This window comes from Streptomyces sp. SS8 (assembly GCF_054072955.1).
This window is the reverse complement of the sequence record NZ_JBSVCZ010000007.1, coordinates 107,982-126,271: the sequence shown is the minus strand read 5'-3', so window position 1 is coordinate 126,271 and position 18,290 is coordinate 107,982. Positions and strand designations below refer to the sequence as shown.

The following is an 18,290-nucleotide window of genomic DNA, read 5'->3' as shown; positions in this document are numbered from 1 at the left end:
AGGGACGACCTTGACCGCTTCGTATCTGGGTGGGCGGGCTGCCGGGGCCCCGTCACCGGGTGGTCTGCACCCGGTGACGGGAGACCCCGAAGGCCTTGTTGTGCTCCAGCCTAATGGGTGGATAGCGACACGAAACGTGCGCTACTCGCCCTTGACCTTCGCGATGATCTCCTCGGCGACGTTCCGGGGAACCTCGGCGTAGGAGTCGAACTGCATCGAGTAGCTCGCGCGACCGGAGGTCTTGCTGCGCAGGTCACCGACGTAACCGAACATCTCCGACAGCGGAACCAGGCCCTTGACGACCTTGGCGCCGGCGCGGTCCTCCATGGCCTGGATCTGGCCACGGCGGGAGTTGATGTCACCGATCACATCGCCCATGTAGTCCTCGGGCGTGGTGACCTCGACGGCCATCATCGGCTCCAGCAGGGCCGGGCTGGCCTTGCGGGCGGCCTCCTTGAAGGCCATGGAACCGGCGATCTTGAACGCCATCTCGGAGGAGTCGACGTCGTGGTAGGCGCCGTCCAGCAGCGTCACCCGCACGCCGGTGAGCGGGTAGCCCGCCAGCACGCCGAACTCCATGGCCTCCTGGCAGCCGGCGTCCACCGAGGGGATGTACTCCTTGGGGATGCGGCCACCGGTGACCTTGTTGACGAACTCGTAGCCGTCGCCCTCGAGGGGCTCGACCGCGATCTGCACCTTCGCGAACTGGCCGGAACCACCAGTCTGCTTCTTGTGCGTGTAGTCGACCTTCTCGACGGCCTTGCGCAGGGTCTCGCGGTAGGCCACCTGCGGCTTACCGACGTTCGCCTCGACCCTGAACTCGCGCTTCATCCGGTCGACCAGCACCTCAAGGTGCAGCTCGCCCATACCCGCGATGATGGTCTGCCCGGTCTCCTCGTTCGTCTTGACCTGGAAGGACGGGTCCTCCTCGGCCAGACGCTGGATGGCGACACCCAGCTTCTCCTGGTCGCCCTTGGACTTCGGCTCGATGGAGACCTCGATCACCGGGGCCGGGAAGTCCATGGACTCCAGGATGACCGGAGTCGACGCGTCGCAGAGGGTCTCGCCGGTGGTGGTCTGCTTCAGACCCATGACGGCGACGATGTCGCCGGCACCCACGCTCTGGATCTCCTCACGCTTGTTCGCGTGCATCCGGTAGATCTTGCCGATGCGCTCCTTCTTGCCCTTCACGGAGTTCAGCACCTGCGTGCCGGACTCCAGGCGGCCCGAGTAGACCCGGATGAAGGTGAGCTTGCCGAGGTGCGGGTCGCTCGCGATCTTGAAGGCGAGCGCGGACAGCGGCTCGTCCTCGGACGGCTTGCGCCTGATGACCTCGTCGGCGTCGGACGGGGACTGCCCCTCGATCGCCTCGATGTCCAGCGGCGACGGCAGGTAGCGCACGACCGCGTCGAGCAGGGGCTGAACGCCCTTGTTCTTGAACGCGGTACCGGTGAACACCGGGGTGACGGTGGTGCCCTCGCCCTTGCCGGAGTCGATGGTGATACGGCGGATCGCCGCGTACAGCTGCTCCTCGGAGGGCTCGTTGCCCTCCAGGTACAGCTCCATCAGCTCCTCGTCGTTCTCGGCGACGGCCTCGAGCAGCTTGCCGCGCCACTCCTGGGCCAGCTCCGCCATGTCGGCCGGGATGTCGACGGTGTCGTACATCTCGCCCTTGGCGGCCTCCGCCGACCAGACCAGGGCCTTCATGCGGACCAGGTCCACGACGCCCTGGAAGTCGGCCTCGGCGCCGATCGGGATCTGCATGACCAGCGGCTGCGCGCCGAGGCGGTCCACGATCATCTGGACGCAGCGGAAGAAGTCCGCGCCGGTGCGGTCGAGCTTGTTGACGAAGCAGATACGGGGAACGCCGTAGCGGTCCGCCTGACGCCACACCGTCTCGGACTGGGGCTCGACACCGGCCACACCGTCGAACACCGTCACCGCACCGTCGAGCACGCGCAGCGAACGCTCCACCTCGACGGTGAAGTCGACGTGGCCCGGGGTGTCGATGATGTTGATGGTGTGGTCGACGTTGTCGAGCGGCCAGTGGCAGGTCGTCGCGGCCGACGTGATGGTGATGCCGCGCTCCTGCTCCTGCTCCATCCAGTCCATGGTGGCGGCGCCGTCGTGGACCTCACCGATCTTGTAGCTCACACCGGTGTAGAACAGGATCCGCTCGGTGGTGGTCGTCTTGCCCGCGTCGATGTGGGCCATGATCCCGATGTTGCGGACCCTGGCCAGGTCAAGTGAAGTGGTAGCCATAAGGCTCAGTCTTCTCTCGGTTCTCGATGGGGGAAGCGACTACCAGCGGTAGTGCGCGAAGGCCTTGTTGGACTCGGCCATCTTGTGGGTGTCCTCGCGCTTCTTCACAGCGGCGCCGAGCCCGTTGGAGGCGTCGAGCAGCTCGTTCATCAGACGCTCGGTCATCGTCTTCTCACGGCGCGCGCGGGCGTAGCCCACGATCCAACGCAGCGCGAGAGTGGAGGAACGGCCGGGGCGGACCTCGACCGGAACCTGGTAGGTGGCGCCACCGACGCGGCGGGAGCGGACCTCGAGGGTCGGCTTCACGTTCTCGAGCGCGCGCTTGAGCGTGATGACCGGGTCGTTGCCGGTCTTCTCACGCAGGCCCTCCATGGCGCCGTACACGATGCGCTCGGCGGTGGAGCGCTTGCCGTGCAGCAGCACCTTGTTGATGAGGGAGGTCACCAGAGGAGAGCCGTAGACCGGGTCGATGATGACCGGTCGCTTCGGGGCGGGGCCCTTACGAGGCATGCTTACTTCTCCTTCTTGGCGCCGTAGCGGCTGCGAGCCTGCTTGCGGTTCTTGACGCCCTGGGTGTCGAGGGAGCCGCGGATGATCTTGTAGCGAACACCCGGCAGGTCCTTCACACGGCCACCGCGCACGAGCACGATGGAGTGCTCCTGCAGGTTGTGGCCCTCACCCGGAATGTAAGCGGTGACCTCGATGCCGCTGGTCAGACGCACACGCGCGACCTTACGCAGGGCCGAGTTCGGCTTCTTGGGGGTGGTGGTGAAAACGCGCGTGCAGACGCCGCGGCGCTGGGGCGAACCCTCGAGTGCCGGCGTCTTGTTCTTCTCGACCTTGTCCTGTCGGCCCTTGCGGACCAACTGCTGGATCGTAGGCACCGTTTCTCCGGTTTCTGTGTGCCAGTCTCGGTACAACTAACCCGGGCCACTCGCCGACCCACGCGGTCGGGTGTGTCGAAGACTGCACACTCCCGCGATGCGGGGCCCAGTGGGTGAGAAGCATGCAGATTTCGGTGTCCCCGCCTCACATCCCGCGGCGTATTGGCGCACACGAGAGCGCAGGGGATACCCCAGGCACAAGGTCAGAGCGTACCTACCGCACCGGCTCCGGTCAAAACAAATGCCCATGCCACCGTAGTGGGCGCAAAGCGGGAGCGGAAGAGCGCCCGAAGGCCCCCGCGGCCCGCGCCGAACGCCTCCCGCGGCTCCCTCCCCGCCCCCTGTCAGGTCCCTTCACCGGGCCTGCCGGCGCCTTCCTCCCGCGCTCTCCCCCGCCGGCCTCCACGGCGGCGGGCGGGGAGGGCGGGGACGCTCAGGGGGTCCCGGCCGCGAACACCACGATCCCCAGCACCACGAGCGCGACGAGCCCGATCGTCAGCCAGCCGAGGACCAGGCCGGCCATGGCCATCCCGTCGCCCTTCTCCCCGGTGCGGCGGATCTCGGCGCGCGCCTTGTGGCCCAGGATCACCGCGGGAATGGCGGTGACCCCGTAGAACGGCGTGAGGACCCCGCAGACCAGGGCGCCGACCGCGGAGTTGTTCGTCTGGGGCGGAGGCGGCAGGAAGGTGCGCGGCACCGCCTGCTGGTACGGCTGCGCGTACTGCGGCGAGGGCGCGGGCACCGCCATCGGCCCCTGCGGCAGATCGGCGATGAGCGCGTGCAACTCCCCGTACGTCTGCGCGTGGTGGGCCCGGCCCATCCGCTGCTCGTACTCGGCGTGGCTCAGCCGCCCCTCCGCGTACCCGGCCTTGAGCACGTCGACGGTGCGCTCGCGGTCCGCGTGGGACGCGCGCATCATCGGCAGCTGCGACGCCTGGTGCGCGGCCTGCGAGGGCTGCGGCAGATACGGCGGGTGCTGCCCCGCCGGCCCGGGCGGTCCGCCGTACTTGCCCTGCTGACCCGGCTGTCCCCACGGCTGGTACGACACCGGCTCCACCTCCCCACGTTCGGGCTGCCCCCATCATCCATGACGCCCGCGGCCCTTGGGGAGTTCCGGGCGCCCGGGACACACCGCGCACACCGGCGAAGAACGCCCGCGGGGCGGCCCCTCCCGAAAGGAGGGACCGCCCCGCGGGCGTGGCAGGCGGGCCTCGGGGACCCGCTCAGCCGTCTCGCTCAGCCGTTGTACGGACCGTAGTCGTAGTCCTCCAGCGGGACCGCCTGGCCGGAGCCGGTGCCGAAGGGCGAGTAGTCGATGTCGTCGTAGCCGACGGCCGAGTACATCGCGGCCTTCGCCTCCTCGGTCGGCTCGACCCGGATGTTGCGGTAGCGGGACAGGCCCGTACCGGCCGGGATGAGCTTACCGATGATGACGTTCTCCTTGAGGCCGATCAGGGAGTCCGACTTGGCGTTGATCGCCGCGTCGGTCAGGACCCTGGTCGTCTCCTGGAAGGACGCCGCCGACAGCCAGGACTCCGTGGCCAGCGAGGCCTTGGTGATGCCCATCAGCTGCGGACGGCCGGAGGCCGGCTGGCCGCCCTCCTGCACCACGCGGCGGTTCTCGCCCTCGAACTTCGAGCGCTCGACCAGCTCGCCCGGCAGCAGCTCGGCGTCGCCGGACTCGATGATCGTCACACGGCGCAGCATCTGCCGGATGATGATCTCGATGTGCTTGTCGTGGATCGACACACCCTGCGAGTTGTAGACCTTCTGGACCTCGCCCACCAGGTGCACCTGCACCGCGCGCTGGCCGAGGATGCGCAGCACGTCGTGCGGGTTGGTGGCGCCGACCGTCAGCGGCTGGCCGACGTCGACGTGGTCACCCTCGGAGACCAGCAGACGGGCGCGCTTGGACACGCCGTAGGAGGTCTCGTCGGAGCCGTCGTCGGGGGTGACGACGATCTTCTTGGTCTTCTCGGTCTCCTCGATCCGCACGCGGCCGGCGGCCTCGGAGATCGGGGCGACACCCTTGGGGGTGCGGGCCTCGAACAGCTCGACGACACGCGGCAGACCCTGGGTGATGTCGTCACCGGCCACACCACCGGTGTGGAAGGTACGCATCGTCAGCTGGGTGCCGGGCTCACCGATGGACTGGGCGGCGATGATGCCGACGGCCTCGCCGATGTCCACCAGCTTGCCGGTCGCCAGCGAGCGGCCGTAGCACATGGCGCAGGTGCCGACGGCGGACTCGCAGGTGAGGACCGAGCGGGTCTTGACCGTCTCCACGCCGTGCCGCACCAGCTCGTCGATGAGCACGTCGCCCAGGTCGGTGCCGGCCGGGGCCAGCACCTTGCCGTCGACGGTGACGTCCTCGGCGAGGCAGCGCGCGTACACGCTGGTCTCGACGTCCTCCGCCTTGCGCAGAACGCCGTCCGCGCCCTTGGAGGCGATCACGAGCTTGAGGCCGCGGTCGGTGCCGCAGTCCTCCTCGCGGATGATCACGTCCTGCGAGACGTCCACCAGACGACGGGTCAGGTAACCCGAGTCGGCGGTGCGCAGCGCGGTGTCCGCCAGACCCTTACGGGCACCGTGCGTGGAGATGAAGTACTCCAGCACGGACAGACCCTCGCGGAACGACGCCTTGATCGGCCGCGGGATGGTCTCGTTCTTGGCGTTGGACACCAGACCGCGCATACCGGCGATCTGGCGCATCTGCATCATGTTTCCGCGAGCGCCCGAGTCGACCATCATGAAGATCGGGTTGGTCTTCGGGAAGTTCTCCGACATGGCCTCGGCGACCTCGTTGGTCGCACGGGTCCAGATGCCGATGAGCTCGTTGGAACGCTCGTCCTTGGTGATCAGACCGCGCTCGTACTGCTTCTGGACCTTCTCGTCCTGCGCCTCGTAGTTCGCGATGATCTCCTTCTTGGCCTCGGGGACCACGACGTCGGAGATCGCGATGGTGACGCCGGAACGGGTCGCCCAGTGGAAACCGGCCGACTTCAGGTTGTCCAGCGCCGCGGCGACGACGACCTTGGGGTAGCGCTCGGCGAGGTCGTTGACGATCGCGGAGAGCTGCTTCTTGCCCACGGTGTAGTCGACGAACGGGTAGTCCTCGGGCAGCAGCTCGTTGAAGAGCGCACGGCCCAGGGTGGTGCGCAGCCGGAACGGGTCGCCGGTCTGCCACTCCCCGGAGGCGAAGCCTCCATCGGACGCGGCGCCCTCCTCGGCGGCCGGCGGGGTCCAGCCGCGGGGCGGGACCGAGCCGACGGGGAAGCGGATGTCGATCTTCGCCTGGAGCGACAGCTCCCGGGCGTCGAACGCCATGATCGCCTCGGCCACCGAGTTGAACGACCGGCCCTCGCCCTTGACCTCGCCCTCCACCTTGTCGGTGGTGAGGAAGAACAGGCCCAGCACCATGTCCTGGGTCGGCATGGTGACGGGACGGCCGTCGGCCGGCTTGAGGATGTTGTTCGAGGACAGCATCAGGATGCGGGCCTCGGCCTGCGCCTCCGCGGACAGCGGCAGGTGCACGGCCATCTGGTCGCCGTCGAAGTCCGCGTTGAACGCGGTGCACACCAGCGGGTGGATCTGGATGGCCTTGCCCTCGACCAGCTGCGGCTCGAAGGCCTGGATGCCCAGACGGTGCAGGGTCGGCGCGCGGTTGAGCAGCACCGGGTGCTCGGCGATGACCTCTTCGAGCACGTCGTACACGACCGTGCGGCCGCGCTCGACCATGCGCTTGGCCGACTTGATGTTCTGCGCGTGGTTGAGGTCCACCAGGCGCTTCATCACGAACGGCTTGAACAGCTCCAGCGCCATGGCCTTGGGCAGACCGCACTGGTGCAGCTTGAGCTGCGGGCCGACGACGATCACCGAACGCGCCGAGTAGTCGACGCGCTTGCCCAGCAGGTTCTGGCGGAAGCGGCCCTGCTTGCCCTTGAGCATGTCGGACAGCGACTTCAGCGGACGGTTGCCGGGGCCCGTGACCGGGCGGCCGCGGCGGCCGTTGTCGAAGAGCGCGTCGACGGCCTCCTGGAGCATGCGCTTCTCGTTGTTCACGATGATCTCGGGCGCGCCGAGGTCGAGAAGCCGCTTCAGGCGGTTGTTGCGGTTGATGACGCGGCGGTACAGGTCGTTCAGGTCACTGGTCGCGAAGCGGCCACCGTCGAGCTGCACCATCGGACGCAGGTCCGGCGGGATGACCGGCACGCAGTCCAGCACCATGCCCTTGGGGCTGTTGCGGGTCTGCAGGAAGGCGGAGACGACCTTGAGGCGCTTGAGCGCACGGGTCTTCTTCTGGCCCTTGCCGGTCCGGATGATCTCGCGGAGCTTCTCCGCCTCCTCCTCCAGATCGAAGGTCTCCAGCCGCTTCTGCAGCGCGGCGGCGCCCATCGAGCCGTCGAAGTAGGTCCCGAAGCGGTCGCGCAGCTCGCGGTAGAGCAGCTCGTCGCCCTCCAGGTCCTGGACCTTGAGGTTCTTGAAGCGGTTCCAGACCTCGTCCAGGCGGTCGATCTCTCGCTGGGCGCGGTCGCGGATCTGCTTCATCTCGCGCTCGGCGCCCTCGCGCACCTTGCGGCGGACGTCCGCCTTGGCGCCCTCGGCCTCCAGCTCCGCGAGGTCGGCCTCCTGCTTCTTGGCCCGGGCCTCCAGGTCGGCGTCGCGGCGCTGCTCGATCTGCTGGCGCTCCACGGAGACGTGGGCCTCCAGGGAGGGCAGGTCGCGCGTGCGGCGCTCCTCGTCCACCCACGTGATCATGTAGGCGGCGAAGTAGATGACCTTCTCGAGGTCCTTCGGGGCGAGGTCGAGCAGGTAGCCCAGACGGGAGGGCACGCCCTTGAAGTACCAGATGTGGGTGACGGGGGCGGCGAGCTCGATGTGGCCCATCCGCTCACGGCGCACCTTGGCGCGGGTCACCTCGACGCCGCAGCGCTCGCAGATGATGCCCTTGAAGCGGACTCGCTTGTACTTGCCGCAGTAGCACTCCCAGTCCCGGGTCGGACCGAAGATCTTCTCGCAGAAGAGCCCGTCCTTTTCCGGCTTGAGGGTGCGGTAGTTGATGGTCTCCGGCTTCTTGACCTCGCCGTGGGACCACTGACGGATGTCGTCAGCGGTGGCCAGGCCGATTCGCAGCTCGTCGAAGAAGTTGACGTCGAGCACTCTCGTCAATCCCTCTCAGGGTTTGTGCCCCTCGCGTCGGTGGGACCGAGGAGCTCTGTGGTGGTCTGAACGGGGGTCGCGGGGAGGCCGGAGGGCCGCCCCTGCCGCCTGTGGCGGGAGAGGGCGGCGCCCCGGCCGGCCCGTCAGACCTCTTCGACGCTGCTCGGCTCGCGCCGGGACAGGTCGATGCCGAGCTCTTCCGCGGCGCGGAAGACGTCCTCGTCGGTGTCGCGCATCTCGATGGACATGCCGTCGCTGGACAGCACCTCCACGTTGAGGCACAGGGACTGCATCTCCTTGATGAGCACCTTGAAGGACTCGGGGATGCCGGGCTCGGGGATGTTCTCGCCCTTGACGATGGCCTCGTAGACCTTCACGCGGCCGGTGACGTCGTCGGACTTGATGGTCAGCAGCTCCTGGAGGGCGTACGCGGCGCCGTAAGCCTCCAGCGCCCACACCTCCATCTCACCGAAGCGCTGGCCACCGAACTGAGCCTTACCGCCCAGCGGCTGCTGGGTGATCATGGAGTACGGGCCGGTCGAACGGGCGTGCAGCTTGTCGTCGACCAGGTGGTGCAGCTTGAGGATGTACATGTAGCCGACCGAGATCGGGTCCGGGAACGGCTCGCCGGAGCGGCCGTCGTAGAGCCGGGCCTTGCCGGAGGGCAGGACCATCCGCTCGCCGTCGCGGTTGGGCAGGGTCGCCGTGAACAGACCGGCGATCTCGTCCTCGCGGGCGCCGTCGAACACCGGGGTGGCGACGTTGGTGCCGGGCTCGACGTCGTCGGCGCCGATCGAGGCGAGCCGCTTCTGCCACTCCTCCTCGATCCCCTCGACCTTCCAGCCCTGAGAGGCGAGCCAGCCCAGGTGGATCTCCAGGACCTGCCCCGGGTTCATCCGGGACGGGACACCCAGCGGGTTGAGGATGACGTCGACCGGGGTGCCGTCCTCCATGAACGGCATGTCCTCGATCGGCAGGATCTTGGAGATGACGCCCTTGTTGCCGTGGCGGCCGGCGAGCTTGTCACCGTCGGTGATCTTGCGCTTCTGGGCCACGTAGACGCGGACGAGCTGGTTGACGCCCGGGGGCAGCTCGTCGCCCTCCTCGCGGTCGAAGACGCGGACGCCGATGACCTTGCCGGTCTCGCCGTGCGGCACCTTCAGCGAGGTGTCGCGGACCTCGCGCGCCTTCTCGCCGAAGATCGCGCGCAGCAGCCGCTCCTCCGGGGTCAGCTCGGTCTCGCCCTTCGGGGTGACCTTGCCGACCAGGATGTCGCCCGCCTCGACCTCGGCGCCGATGCGGATGATGCCGCGCTCGTCGAGGTCGGCCAGGACCTCCTCGGAGACGTTCGGGATGTCCCGGGTGATCTCCTCGGGGCCCAGCTTGGTGTCACGGGCGTCGACCTCGTGCTCCTCGATGTGGATCGAGGACAGGACGTCGTCCTGGACGAGGCGCTGCGACAGGATGATCGCGTCCTCGTAGTTGTGACCCTCCCACGGCATGAACGCCACGAGCAGGTTCTTGCCGAGCGCCATCTCGCCCTGCTCGGTCGAGGGGCCGTCGGCGAGGACCTGGCCGGTCACCACGCGGTCGCCCTCGTCCACGACGACCTTCTGGTTGAAGGAGGTGCCCTGGTTGGAGCGGAAGAACTTGGCGACGCGGTAGGTGGTGTAGGTGCCGTCGTCGTTGGCCACGGTGACGTAGTCGGCGGAGACCTCCTGGACCACGCCGTCCTTCTCGGCCTTGATCACGTCGCCGGCGTCGACCGCGCAGCGGTACTCCATGCCGGTGCCGACCAGCGGGGCCTCGGCGCGGATCAGCGGGACGGCCTGGCGCATCATGTTCGATCCCATGAGCGCGCGGTTGGCGTCGTCGTGCTCCAGGAACGGGATCATGGCGGTCGCGACCGACACCATCTGGCGCGGCGAGACGTCCATGTAGTCGACCTCGTCACCGGGGATGAGGTCGACCTCGCCGCCGCGGCGGCGGACCAGGACGCGGTCCTCGGCGAACCGCATGTCCTCGCCCAGCGGCGCGTTGGCCTGGGCGATGACGTAGCGGTCCTCCTCGTCGGCGGTCAGGTAGTTGACCTCGTCGGTGACCACGCCGTCGACCACCCGGCGGTAGGGGGTCTCCACGAAACCGAACGCGTTGACCCGGCCGTAGGAGGCCAGCGAGCCGATCAGACCGATGTTCGGGCCTTCGGGGGTCTCGATCGGGCACATGCGGCCGTAGTGCGAGGGGTGCACGTCGCGGACCTCGAAGCCCGCCCGCTCACGGGACAGACCGCCGGGGCCCAGCGCGGACAGACGGCGCTTGTGGGTCAGGCCCGACAGCGGGTTCGTCTGGTCCATGAACTGCGACAGCTGGCTGGTGCCGAAGAACTCCTTGATGGAGGCGACGACCGGCCGGATGTTGATCAGGGTCTGCGGCGTGATCGCCTCGACGTCCTGGGTCGTCATCCGCTCGCGGACGACGCGCTCCATACGGGCCAGACCGGTGCGGACCTGGTTCTGGATGAGCTCGCCGACGTTGCGCAGACGGCGGTTGCCGAAGTGGTCGATGTCGTCGGTCTCGACGACGATCGTCCGGCCGTTCTCCCCGACCGTCTCGGTCTCGCCGGCGTGCAGCTTGACCAGGTACTTGATCGTGGCGATGACGTCGTCGACGGTCAGCACGCCGGCGTCCAGCGGCTGGTCGCCGCCGAGCTTCCGGTTGATCTTGTAGCGGCCGACCTTGGCCAGGTCGTAGCGCTTGGGGTTGAAGTAGAGGTTCTCCAGAAGCGTCTGGGCGGCCTCGCGCGTCGGCGGCTCGCCCGGACGCAGCTTGCGGTAGATGTCGAGCAGCGCGTCGTCCTGGCCCTGGGTGTGGTCCTTCTCCAGGGTGGCGCGCATGGACTCGTACTGGCCGAACTCCTCCAGGATCTGCTCGGTGGTCCAGCCGAGCGCCTTGAGCAGGACGGTGACGGACTGCTTGCGCTTGCGGTCGATGCGGACACCGACCATGTCGCGCTTGTCGATCTCCATCTCCAGCCAGGCGCCGCGAGACGGAATGATCTTGGCGGAGAAGATGTCCTTGTCGGACGTCTTGTCGATGCTGCTGTCGAAGTAGACACCCGGCGAGCGCACCAGCTGGGAGACCACGACACGCTCGGTGCCGTTGATGACGAAGGTGCCCTTGTTGGTCATGAGCGGGAAGTCGCCCATGAAGACCGTCTGGGACTTGATCTCACCGGTCTCGTTGTTGGTGAACTCGGCGGTGACGAACAGGGGCGCGGCGTAGGTGAAGTCGCGCTCCTTGCACTCGTCGATCGAGTTCTTCGGCGGCTCGAAGCGGTGATCGCGGAAGGTGAGCGACATCGACCCGGAGAAGTCCTCGATCGGGGAGATCTCCTCGAAGATCTCCTCCAGACCGGACTTGGTGGGGACATCCTCACCGCGCTCCAGCGCCGCCTCGACGCGAGCCTTCCAGGCGTCGTTGCCGAGCAGCCAGTCGAAGCTCTCGGTCTGCAGCGCAAGGAGGTTCGGAACCCCGAGGGGCTCCTTGATCTTCGCAAAGGAGATACGCAGCGGGGCGGTGCTGGCGCCGTTGTTCGAATTGGCGGTCGAGGCGTTGCGCGAGGCGGCCAAGAGGGGGTCCTTCCGAGGGCTCGGACTCACTACGCGCATGCCGTGCCCCTGGTGACGGGCAGGGGGCAGTTAATAGGCAGCGCAAAGGGTCAGTGTAGCCATAAGGCCCACTGATGTCCAGTGCGGTATCCGGAGACCGGCACGCGGTACCAATCTCTCCCTCCGGAGGGGCGAGCCCCTCGTCAGTTGTTCAACGCCTGCCGCAAGGTTTCCCACTTCGCCCGCGATCCATGCCTCGGATTGTGGATCGGTGTGACGACGCGTCCTGAGAATTACGCGCTACGTGCGGTTCGTCAAGGCCCCACCCTCTTCCAGGACCACAGGGAGCGTACGGCCGGACAGCGTTGATCACCATACCCGCAGGCCTTCGCCAGGCGATACGGCCGTCGCGGAAACGACCGAGGGCGACCACCCACATGGGTGATCGCCCTCGGAAGGAGAGGGGTCAGCGGACCCCTTCAGTGACCTGGGTCACTCGGTTCACTTGACCTCGACGGAGGCGCCGGCGCCCTTGAGGGACTCGGCGGCCTTGTCGGCGGCCTCCTTGTTGACCTTCTCCAGGACCGGCTTCGGGGTGCCGTCGACCAGGTCCTTGGCCTCCTTCAGGCCGAGGGAGGTCAGCTCGCGCACGACCTTGATGACCTGGATCTTCTTGTCACCGGCGCCGGTGAGGATGACGTCGAACTCGTCCTTCTCCGGCTCGGCCTCGGCGGCCGGGCCACCCTGGGCGGGGCCGGCGGCGACGGCGACCGGGGCGGCGGCCTCGACGTCGAACTTCTCCTCGAAGGCCTTCACGAACTCGGAGAGCTCGATGAGGGTCATCTCGCTGAACTGCTCGAGCAGCTCGTCCTGGCTGAGCTTCGCCATGATGGCGGTCCTTCCACTAAGTCGGCTGGTGCCGGGGTGTTCATGTCGGCGGGCGTACTGGGGCCCGCTGCGACCGAGTGCGCCTGGAGCGGGTTACTCGGCCTCGGCGGGAGCCGGCGTACCGGCACCGCCCTGCTCCTGCTTGGCGCGAAGGGCGTCCGCGGTGCGGACGAACTTCGACAGCGGGGCCTGGAAGGTCGCCGCGGCCTTGGCCATGGACGCCTTCATGCCACCGGCCAGCTTGGCGAGCAGCACCTCGCGGGACTCGAGGTCCGCGAGCTTCTTGATGTCGTCGGCGCTGAGCGCCTTGCCCTCGAGGACACCGCCCTTGATGACGAGCTGGGGGTTGTCCTTGGCGAAGTCACGCAGGCTCTTCGCCGCCTCGACCGGGTCACCGGTCACGAAGGCGACGGCGGTGGAGTCGACGAAGAACTCGTCGAGCTCGGTGACCCCGGCCTCGTTGGCCGCGATCTTGGTAAGCGTGTTCTTCGCCACACGGTACTGAGCGTTCTCACCGAGAGAACGGCGCAGGTCCTTGAGCTGAGCGACGCTGAGACCGGTGTACGCGGTCACAACGGCGGCGTTGGAGTTCTGGAACTTCTCCCTGATCTCCTCGACGGCTGCGACCTTGTCGGGACTCGCCATGAGCCTCGGCCCTCCTTTCCGGGTGATGCGATCCTCGACCGTGCCTTTCGACAGGTCATGACGCCGGACCGCCCACGTCGGGCGCACTAGGAAGGGGTCTTGCACAAAACGAAACGCCCCGGCGCAGGCGCACGGGGCGTGACTCGACCGGTGCGCACACCGGGAGTCCTCCACTGTCACCTGCGCAGGTCGCCCGCTCCAAGCGGATCCTTCGGCCACCGGCCCCGGATCTGCGGGAGATCTGGGAGCACGGCAACGACCAGCGGTCTTTGGCTTCGGTGGAAGAGTACGCGAACGCCGTCACGGCAGGCAAATCCGCCGGTCCCGCCCCGCCGGCGCCCTCGCCCGGCCGCCGCCGTGTCCCGCGTCCCGCACCCGTGTTCCGCACCCGCACCGCCCGCGCAAAGGGCCGGGCCCCGCCTCCCGGACAGGAGGCGGGGCCCGGCCGCCGTGCTGGACCGCTCTCGCGGAGTCGCGCGCCGGATCAGGCGGCGACGTCCTCCTCGGCGAGGAGGTTCCGGGTGCGGTTGGGGTCGACGGGGACACCGGGGCCCATCGTGGTGCTGATGACGGCCTTCTTGATGTACCGGCCCTTGGCCGCGGACGGCTTCAGCCGCAGGACCTCGTCCAGCGCCGCCGCGTAGTTCTCCACCAGCTGCTTCTCGTCGAACGAGACCTTGCCGATGATGAAGTGGAGGTTGGCGTGCTTGTCGACGCGGAACTCGATCTTGCCACCCTTGATCTCGGTGACGGCCTTGGCGACGTCCGGGGTGACGGTGCCGGTCTTCGGGTTCGGCATCAGACCACGCGGACCGAGCACACGGCCGAGACGGCCGACCTTGCCCATCAGGTCCGGGGTGGCGACGACGGCGTCGAAGTCCAGGCGGCCCTTGGAGACCTCGTCGATCAGCTCGTCGGAGCCGACGATGTCGGCGCCGGCGGCCTCCGCGGCCGCGGCACGCTCACCGGTCGCGAAGACCAGGACCCGGGCGGTCTTGCCGGTGCCGTGCGGAAGGTTCACGGTGCCGCGCACCATCTGGTCGGCCTTGCGCGGGTCGACACCCAGGCGCATGGCGATCTCGACGGTCGCGTCGAACTTGGTCGGGGAGGTCTCCTTGGCGAGACGGACGGCCTCCAGCGGGGCGTAGAGCCGCGTCCGGTCGACCTTGGCGTCCGCGTTGCGGAGAGCCTTGCTGCGCTTCACTTCTGCTCCAGTTTTCTGGTGTACGGAGTCGTGGTCCAGGGGGCCAGCGCCTGACCCTGCCACTTCCATCTGTCTGTGCTCGGCGCGTCCACCGGGCCCATCCGCCCCGGGGGGAGGTACGGAGCCGGCCGCGCCTGGCGGGTACCGCGAGCGGAGCCGCTCAGCCCTCGACGGTGACGCCCATCGACCGGGCGGTGCCGGCGATGATCTTCTCGGCGGCGTCCAGGTCGTTGGCGTTGAGGTCGGGCATCTTGGTCGTGGCGATCTCGCGCACCTGCTCGCGCGTGATCTTGGCGACCTTCTTGGTGTGGGGCTCGCCGGAGCCCTTGTCCACGCCCGCGGCCTTGAGGATCATCTTCGCGGCCGGCGGGGTCTTGGTGATGAAGGTGAAGGAGCGGTCCTCGTAGACCGTGATCTCCACCGGGACGACCCAGCCGCGCTGCGACTCGGTCGCGGCGTTGTAGGCCTTGCAGAACTCCATGATGTTCACGCCGTGCTGACCCAGCGCGGGGCCGACCGGCGGGGCCGGGTTCGCGGCACCGGCCTGGATCTGGAGCTTGATCAGCCCCGTGACCTTCTTCTTCTTGGGAGGCATGTTCTCTCCGGGTCCTGGTGAGAGGTGTCGAATCCTCCGGCGGGCTGATCCACCCGTACGGAGGCATACCGCACAACGATAGCCCGTATCGCGGTGCGGTCGGAAACCGGCCAGGCCGGGCGGCCCCTCAGGGCTGCCCGACCTGGCCGGAAATCGGTGACCGGAAGAACCTCGTCAGTTCTTCTGGATCTGGTCGAAGCTCAGCTCGACCGGGGTCTCGCGGCCGAAGATCTCGACGAGGCCCTTGACCTTCTTCGAGTCCGGGTTGATCTCGTTGATCGTCGCCTGGAGCGTCGCGAACGGGCCGTCGGTGACGGTGACCGAGTCCCCGACCTCGAAGTCCAGCACCTGGACCTCGACCTTGCGGCTCGGCGCCGGCAGGCCCGCCTCGGCCGCGGCCTCCGCGGCGGCGCGCTCCTCCGCCTCGGGGGCGAGCATCTTGACGACCTCGTCCAGGGTCAGCGGGTACGGGTCGTAGGCGTTGCCCACGAAGCCGGTGACGCCCGGGGTGTTGCGCACCACGCCCCAGGACTCGTTCGTCAGGTCCATGCGCACCAGCACGTAGCCGGGGAGCTTGTTCTGGCGGACGTTCTTGCGCTCGCCGTTCTTGATCTGGACGATCTCTTCCTCGGGGACCTCGGCCTGGTAGATGAAGTCCTCGACGTTGAGCGAGACGGCGCGCTGCTCCAGGTTGGCCTTCACGCGCTTCTCGTAGCCCGCGTAGGTGTGGATGACGTACCACTCGCCGGGGAGGTGGCGCAGCTCGTCGCGGAGGGCGGCGACCGGGTCGACCGGCTCCTCGGCCTCCTGTGCCGCCTCGGACTCGGTCTCGGTCTCGTCGGCAGGCTCGGCGGGGGCGGCCGCCGCCTCGGCCGACTCGTCCCCGGCGGTGTCGGCAGCTTCGGCCTGGTCGACGCCGTCCGCCGCCGCCTTGTCCGCCGTCTCGACGGCGTCGGGCGCGGTGTCGTCACCCTCGACGGGGTCGACGGCGTCGTTGAGGTTCGGGTCAGACACGGTGGCTGCTTCTTCCTGGCTTCAAGGGGTCGAACATGCGGAAAAGTGCCCCGGAGGGGCACTCCGCGGGCGCATCAGCCGAAGACGAACTTGACGACCTCGGTGAACCCCCAGTCAATCACGGTCACCAGGCCGATGATGACGAGGACGAAGATGATCACCACGGTCGTGTACGTGGAGAGCTGCTTCTTGGTGGGCCAGACGACCTTGCGCAGCTCTGCGACGATCTGCCGGTAGAACAGAGCGAGACGGCCCAGGGGGCCCTTCTTCGCGCGCTTGCCACCGCGCCGGGGCTTGTTGTCGTCCTGCGACCGCCCGGGCTCGGGGACCTCGATGGAGTCCGTGATCTCCGCCACTCGTCCTCACCTGATCCGGGTCCTGGCCGCGTGCCGTGCCGCGTCCGGCCCGGCCGTACGGCGGTGCGTCCAGTTACGTACACGTGCACACATCCCTGGTTCAGATGCGTGAAGCAGGGCCGGAGGGACTTGAACCCCCAACCGCCGGTTTTGGAGACCGGTGCTCTACCAATTGAGCTACGACCCTTCGCCGTTCCCAACCTACCGCATCCGGTCGGTGCCGCGGAGTGCGCGGACCACCGGTGATCGGCCGGGACCAACGACGGTGAGTGTACGTGCTTCCCGCGCCGCCGTCGAACACGTAACCCGTATCGCCCCGATCCTCCCCTTCCTCCCGCACCCGCACCGGCGCTCCCCCCGGCCCGTTCCCCCCTCCGGCTCCCCCGTGACCCACGTGCCCGGCCGACCCCCCGTCTGCGACGATGCCCCCATGACTGCTGCAACCCCTTCCAACCAGTCACCCACCGAGCGCCGGGTCTCGGCCCGCGTCGGCTCGATCTCCGAGTCCGCCACGCTCGCCGTCGACGCCAAGGCCAAGGCCCTCAAGGCGGCCGGGCGGCCGGTGATCGGCTTCGGCGCGGGCGAGCCCGACTTCCCGACCCCCGACTACATCGTCGAGGCCGCGGTGGAGGCATGCCGGAACCCGCGCTTCCACCGCTACACACCGGCCGGCGGGCTCCCCGAGCTGAAGGAGGCCATCGCGGCGAAGACGCTGCGCGACTCCGGCTACTCGGTCGAGGCGTCCCAGGTGCTGGTCACCAACGGCGGCAAGCAGGCCATCTACGAGGCCTTCGCCGCCATCCTCGACCCGGGCGACGAGGTCATCGTCCCCGCGCCGTACTGGACCACCTACCCCGAGTCGATCCGGCTGGCCGGGGGCGTCCCCGTGGACGTGGTCGCCGACGAGACCACCGGCTACCGGGTCTCGGTGGAGCAGCTGGAGGCGGCCCGCACCGGGCGCACCAAGGTGCTGGTGTTCGTCTCCCCCTCCAACCCGACCGGCGCCGTCTACTCCCGCGCCCAGGTCGAGGAGATCGGCCGCTGGGCCGCCGAGCACGGTCTGTGGGTGCTCACCGACGAGATCTACGAGCACCTGGTCTACGGCGACGCCGAGTTCTCCTCGCTGCCGGTGATCGTGCCGGAGCTGGCCGACCGGTGCGTGGTCGTCAACGGCGTGGCCAAGACGTACGCCATGACCGGCTGGCGGGTGGGGTGGATCATCGGCCCGAAGGACGTGGTGAAGGCCGCCACCAACCTCCAGTCGCACGCCACCTCCAACGTCTCCAACGTCGCCCAGGCCGCCGCGCTGGCCGCCGTCTCCGGTGACCTGGAGGCCGTGGCGAGCATGCGCGAGGCGTTCGACCGCCGCCGCAGGACGATCGTGCGGATGCTGAACGAGATCGACGGCGTCACCTGCCCCGAGCCGGAGGGCGCCTTCTACGCCTACCCGTCGGTCAAGGGCGTGCTGGGCCGGGAGATCCGCGGCCGGCGCCCGGCCACGAGCGTGGAGCTGGCCGAGCTGATCCTGGAGGAGGCCGAGGTCGCGGTCGTCCCCGGTGAGGCGTTCGGCACCCCGGGCTACCTGCGGCTGTCCTACGCGCTGGGCGACGAGGATCTGGTCGAGGGCGTCTCGCGGGTCCAGAAGCTGCTGGCCGAGGCCAAGGCCTGAACCGG

The 18,290-nt window shown here is 68.5% G+C and carries 13 protein-coding genes and 1 tRNA gene; 1 reads left to right on the top strand and 13 read right to left on the bottom strand.

Annotation, left to right across the window (positions count from 1 at the left end; genetic code table 11):
- Positions 1-141: 141 nt before the first annotated feature.
- The 13 genes from fusA to ACW69E_RS09440 all read right to left on the bottom strand — a co-directional run bounded on the left by fusA (position 142) and on the right by ACW69E_RS09440 (position 16,803).
- Positions 142-2,262 (bottom strand): elongation factor G, encoded by a 2,121-nt coding sequence (gene fusA / locus ACW69E_RS09500; RefSeq protein WP_457497723.1) that lies wholly within the window; start codon positions 2,260-2,262, stop codon positions 142-144.
- A gap of 39 nt (positions 2,263-2,301) precedes the next feature.
- Positions 2,302-2,772: a 30S ribosomal protein S7 gene (rpsG, locus tag ACW69E_RS09495; RefSeq protein WP_093660564.1), complete on the bottom strand. Its 471-nt coding sequence runs from the start codon at positions 2,770-2,772 to the stop codon at positions 2,302-2,304.
- 2 nt (positions 2,773-2,774) lie between these two features.
- A complete protein-coding gene (rpsL, locus tag ACW69E_RS09490) occupies positions 2,775-3,146 on the bottom strand; it encodes a 30S ribosomal protein S12 (RefSeq protein WP_003948652.1) in 372 nt (123 codons plus the stop codon).
- Between the two features lie 433 nt (positions 3,147-3,579).
- The gene (locus tag ACW69E_RS09485) at positions 3,580-4,062 is read right to left on the bottom strand and encodes a DUF1707 and DUF4190 domain-containing protein (protein WP_457497802.1); all 483 of its coding nucleotides are present in this window, start codon (positions 4,060-4,062) and stop codon (positions 3,580-3,582) included.
- 320 nt (positions 4,063-4,382) lie between these two features.
- Complete coding sequence (locus ACW69E_RS09480; RefSeq protein WP_457497722.1) at positions 4,383-8,306, bottom strand: DNA-directed RNA polymerase subunit beta'; 3,924 nt, start codon at positions 8,304-8,306, stop codon at positions 4,383-4,385.
- 143 nt (positions 8,307-8,449) lie between these two features.
- The gene (rpoB, locus tag ACW69E_RS09475) at positions 8,450-11,935 is read right to left on the bottom strand and encodes a DNA-directed RNA polymerase subunit beta (RefSeq protein WP_457497721.1); all 3,486 of its coding nucleotides are present in this window, start codon (positions 11,933-11,935) and stop codon (positions 8,450-8,452) included.
- Between the two features lie 480 nt (positions 11,936-12,415).
- On the bottom strand, positions 12,416-12,802 hold the full coding sequence (rplL, locus tag ACW69E_RS09470) for a 50S ribosomal protein L7/L12 (RefSeq protein WP_101258311.1): 387 nt from the start codon (positions 12,800-12,802) through the stop codon (positions 12,416-12,418).
- A 93-nt stretch (positions 12,803-12,895) separates the two neighbouring features.
- Positions 12,896-13,447 carry a 50S ribosomal protein L10 gene (rplJ, locus tag ACW69E_RS09465; protein ID WP_237878701.1) on the bottom strand — a complete coding sequence of 184 codons (552 nt, stop codon included), beginning with the start codon at positions 13,445-13,447 and terminating at the stop codon, positions 12,896-12,898.
- A gap of 484 nt (positions 13,448-13,931) precedes the next feature.
- Positions 13,932-14,651 carry a 50S ribosomal protein L1 gene (rplA, locus tag ACW69E_RS09460; RefSeq protein ID WP_237883664.1) on the bottom strand — a complete coding sequence of 240 codons (720 nt, stop codon included), beginning with the start codon at positions 14,649-14,651 and terminating at the stop codon, positions 13,932-13,934.
- A 160-nt stretch (positions 14,652-14,811) separates the two neighbouring features.
- Positions 14,812-15,246, bottom strand: coding sequence for a 50S ribosomal protein L11 (gene rplK, locus ACW69E_RS09455; protein ID WP_457497720.1), 435 nt, complete (start codon positions 15,244-15,246; stop codon positions 14,812-14,814).
- A 174-nt stretch (positions 15,247-15,420) separates the two neighbouring features.
- On the bottom strand, positions 15,421-16,260 hold the full coding sequence (gene nusG, locus ACW69E_RS09450) for a transcription termination/antitermination protein NusG (RefSeq protein ID WP_457497719.1): 840 nt from the start codon (positions 16,258-16,260) through the stop codon (positions 15,421-15,423).
- A gap of 74 nt (positions 16,261-16,334) precedes the next feature.
- The gene (gene secE, locus ACW69E_RS09445; RefSeq protein WP_206348928.1) at positions 16,335-16,616 is read right to left on the bottom strand and encodes a preprotein translocase subunit SecE; all 282 of its coding nucleotides are present in this window, start codon (positions 16,614-16,616) and stop codon (positions 16,335-16,337) included.
- Positions 16,617-16,730: 114 nt separating this feature from the next.
- Positions 16,731-16,803, bottom strand: a tRNA-Trp gene (locus ACW69E_RS09440).
- A 243-nt stretch (positions 16,804-17,046) separates the two neighbouring features.
- Between ACW69E_RS09440 and ACW69E_RS09435 the strand changes: the two genes are divergently transcribed.
- Positions 17,047-18,285 (top strand): pyridoxal phosphate-dependent aminotransferase, encoded by a 1,239-nt coding sequence (locus ACW69E_RS09435; protein WP_457497718.1) that lies wholly within the window; start codon positions 17,047-17,049, stop codon positions 18,283-18,285.
- The last annotated feature ends 5 nt before the right edge of the window (positions 18,286-18,290 follow it).

Bases quoted from the DNA above. Each gene is read 5' to 3' on its own strand.
- fusA (WP_457497723.1), bottom strand. From the start codon at position 2,262: ATGGCTACCACTTCACTTGACCTGGCCAGGGTCCGCAACATCGGGATC.
- rpsG (WP_093660564.1), bottom strand. From the start codon at position 2,772: ATGCCTCGTAAGGGCCCCGCCCCGAAGCGACCGGTCATCATCGACCCG.
- ACW69E_RS09485 (WP_457497802.1), bottom strand. From the start codon at position 4,062: ATGCGCGCGTCCCACGCGGACCGCGAGCGCACCGTCGACGTGCTCAAG.
- rplL (WP_101258311.1), bottom strand. From the start codon at position 12,802: ATGGCGAAGCTCAGCCAGGACGAGCTGCTCGAGCAGTTCAGCGAGATG.
- rplJ (WP_237878701.1), bottom strand. From the start codon at position 13,447: ATGGCGAGTCCCGACAAGGTCGCAGCCGTCGAGGAGATCAGGGAGAAG.
- rplK (WP_457497720.1), bottom strand. From the start codon at position 15,246: ATGCCTCCCAAGAAGAAGAAGGTCACGGGGCTGATCAAGCTCCAGATC.
- ACW69E_RS09435 (WP_457497718.1), top strand. From the start codon at position 17,047: ATGACTGCTGCAACCCCTTCCAACCAGTCACCCACCGAGCGCCGGGTC.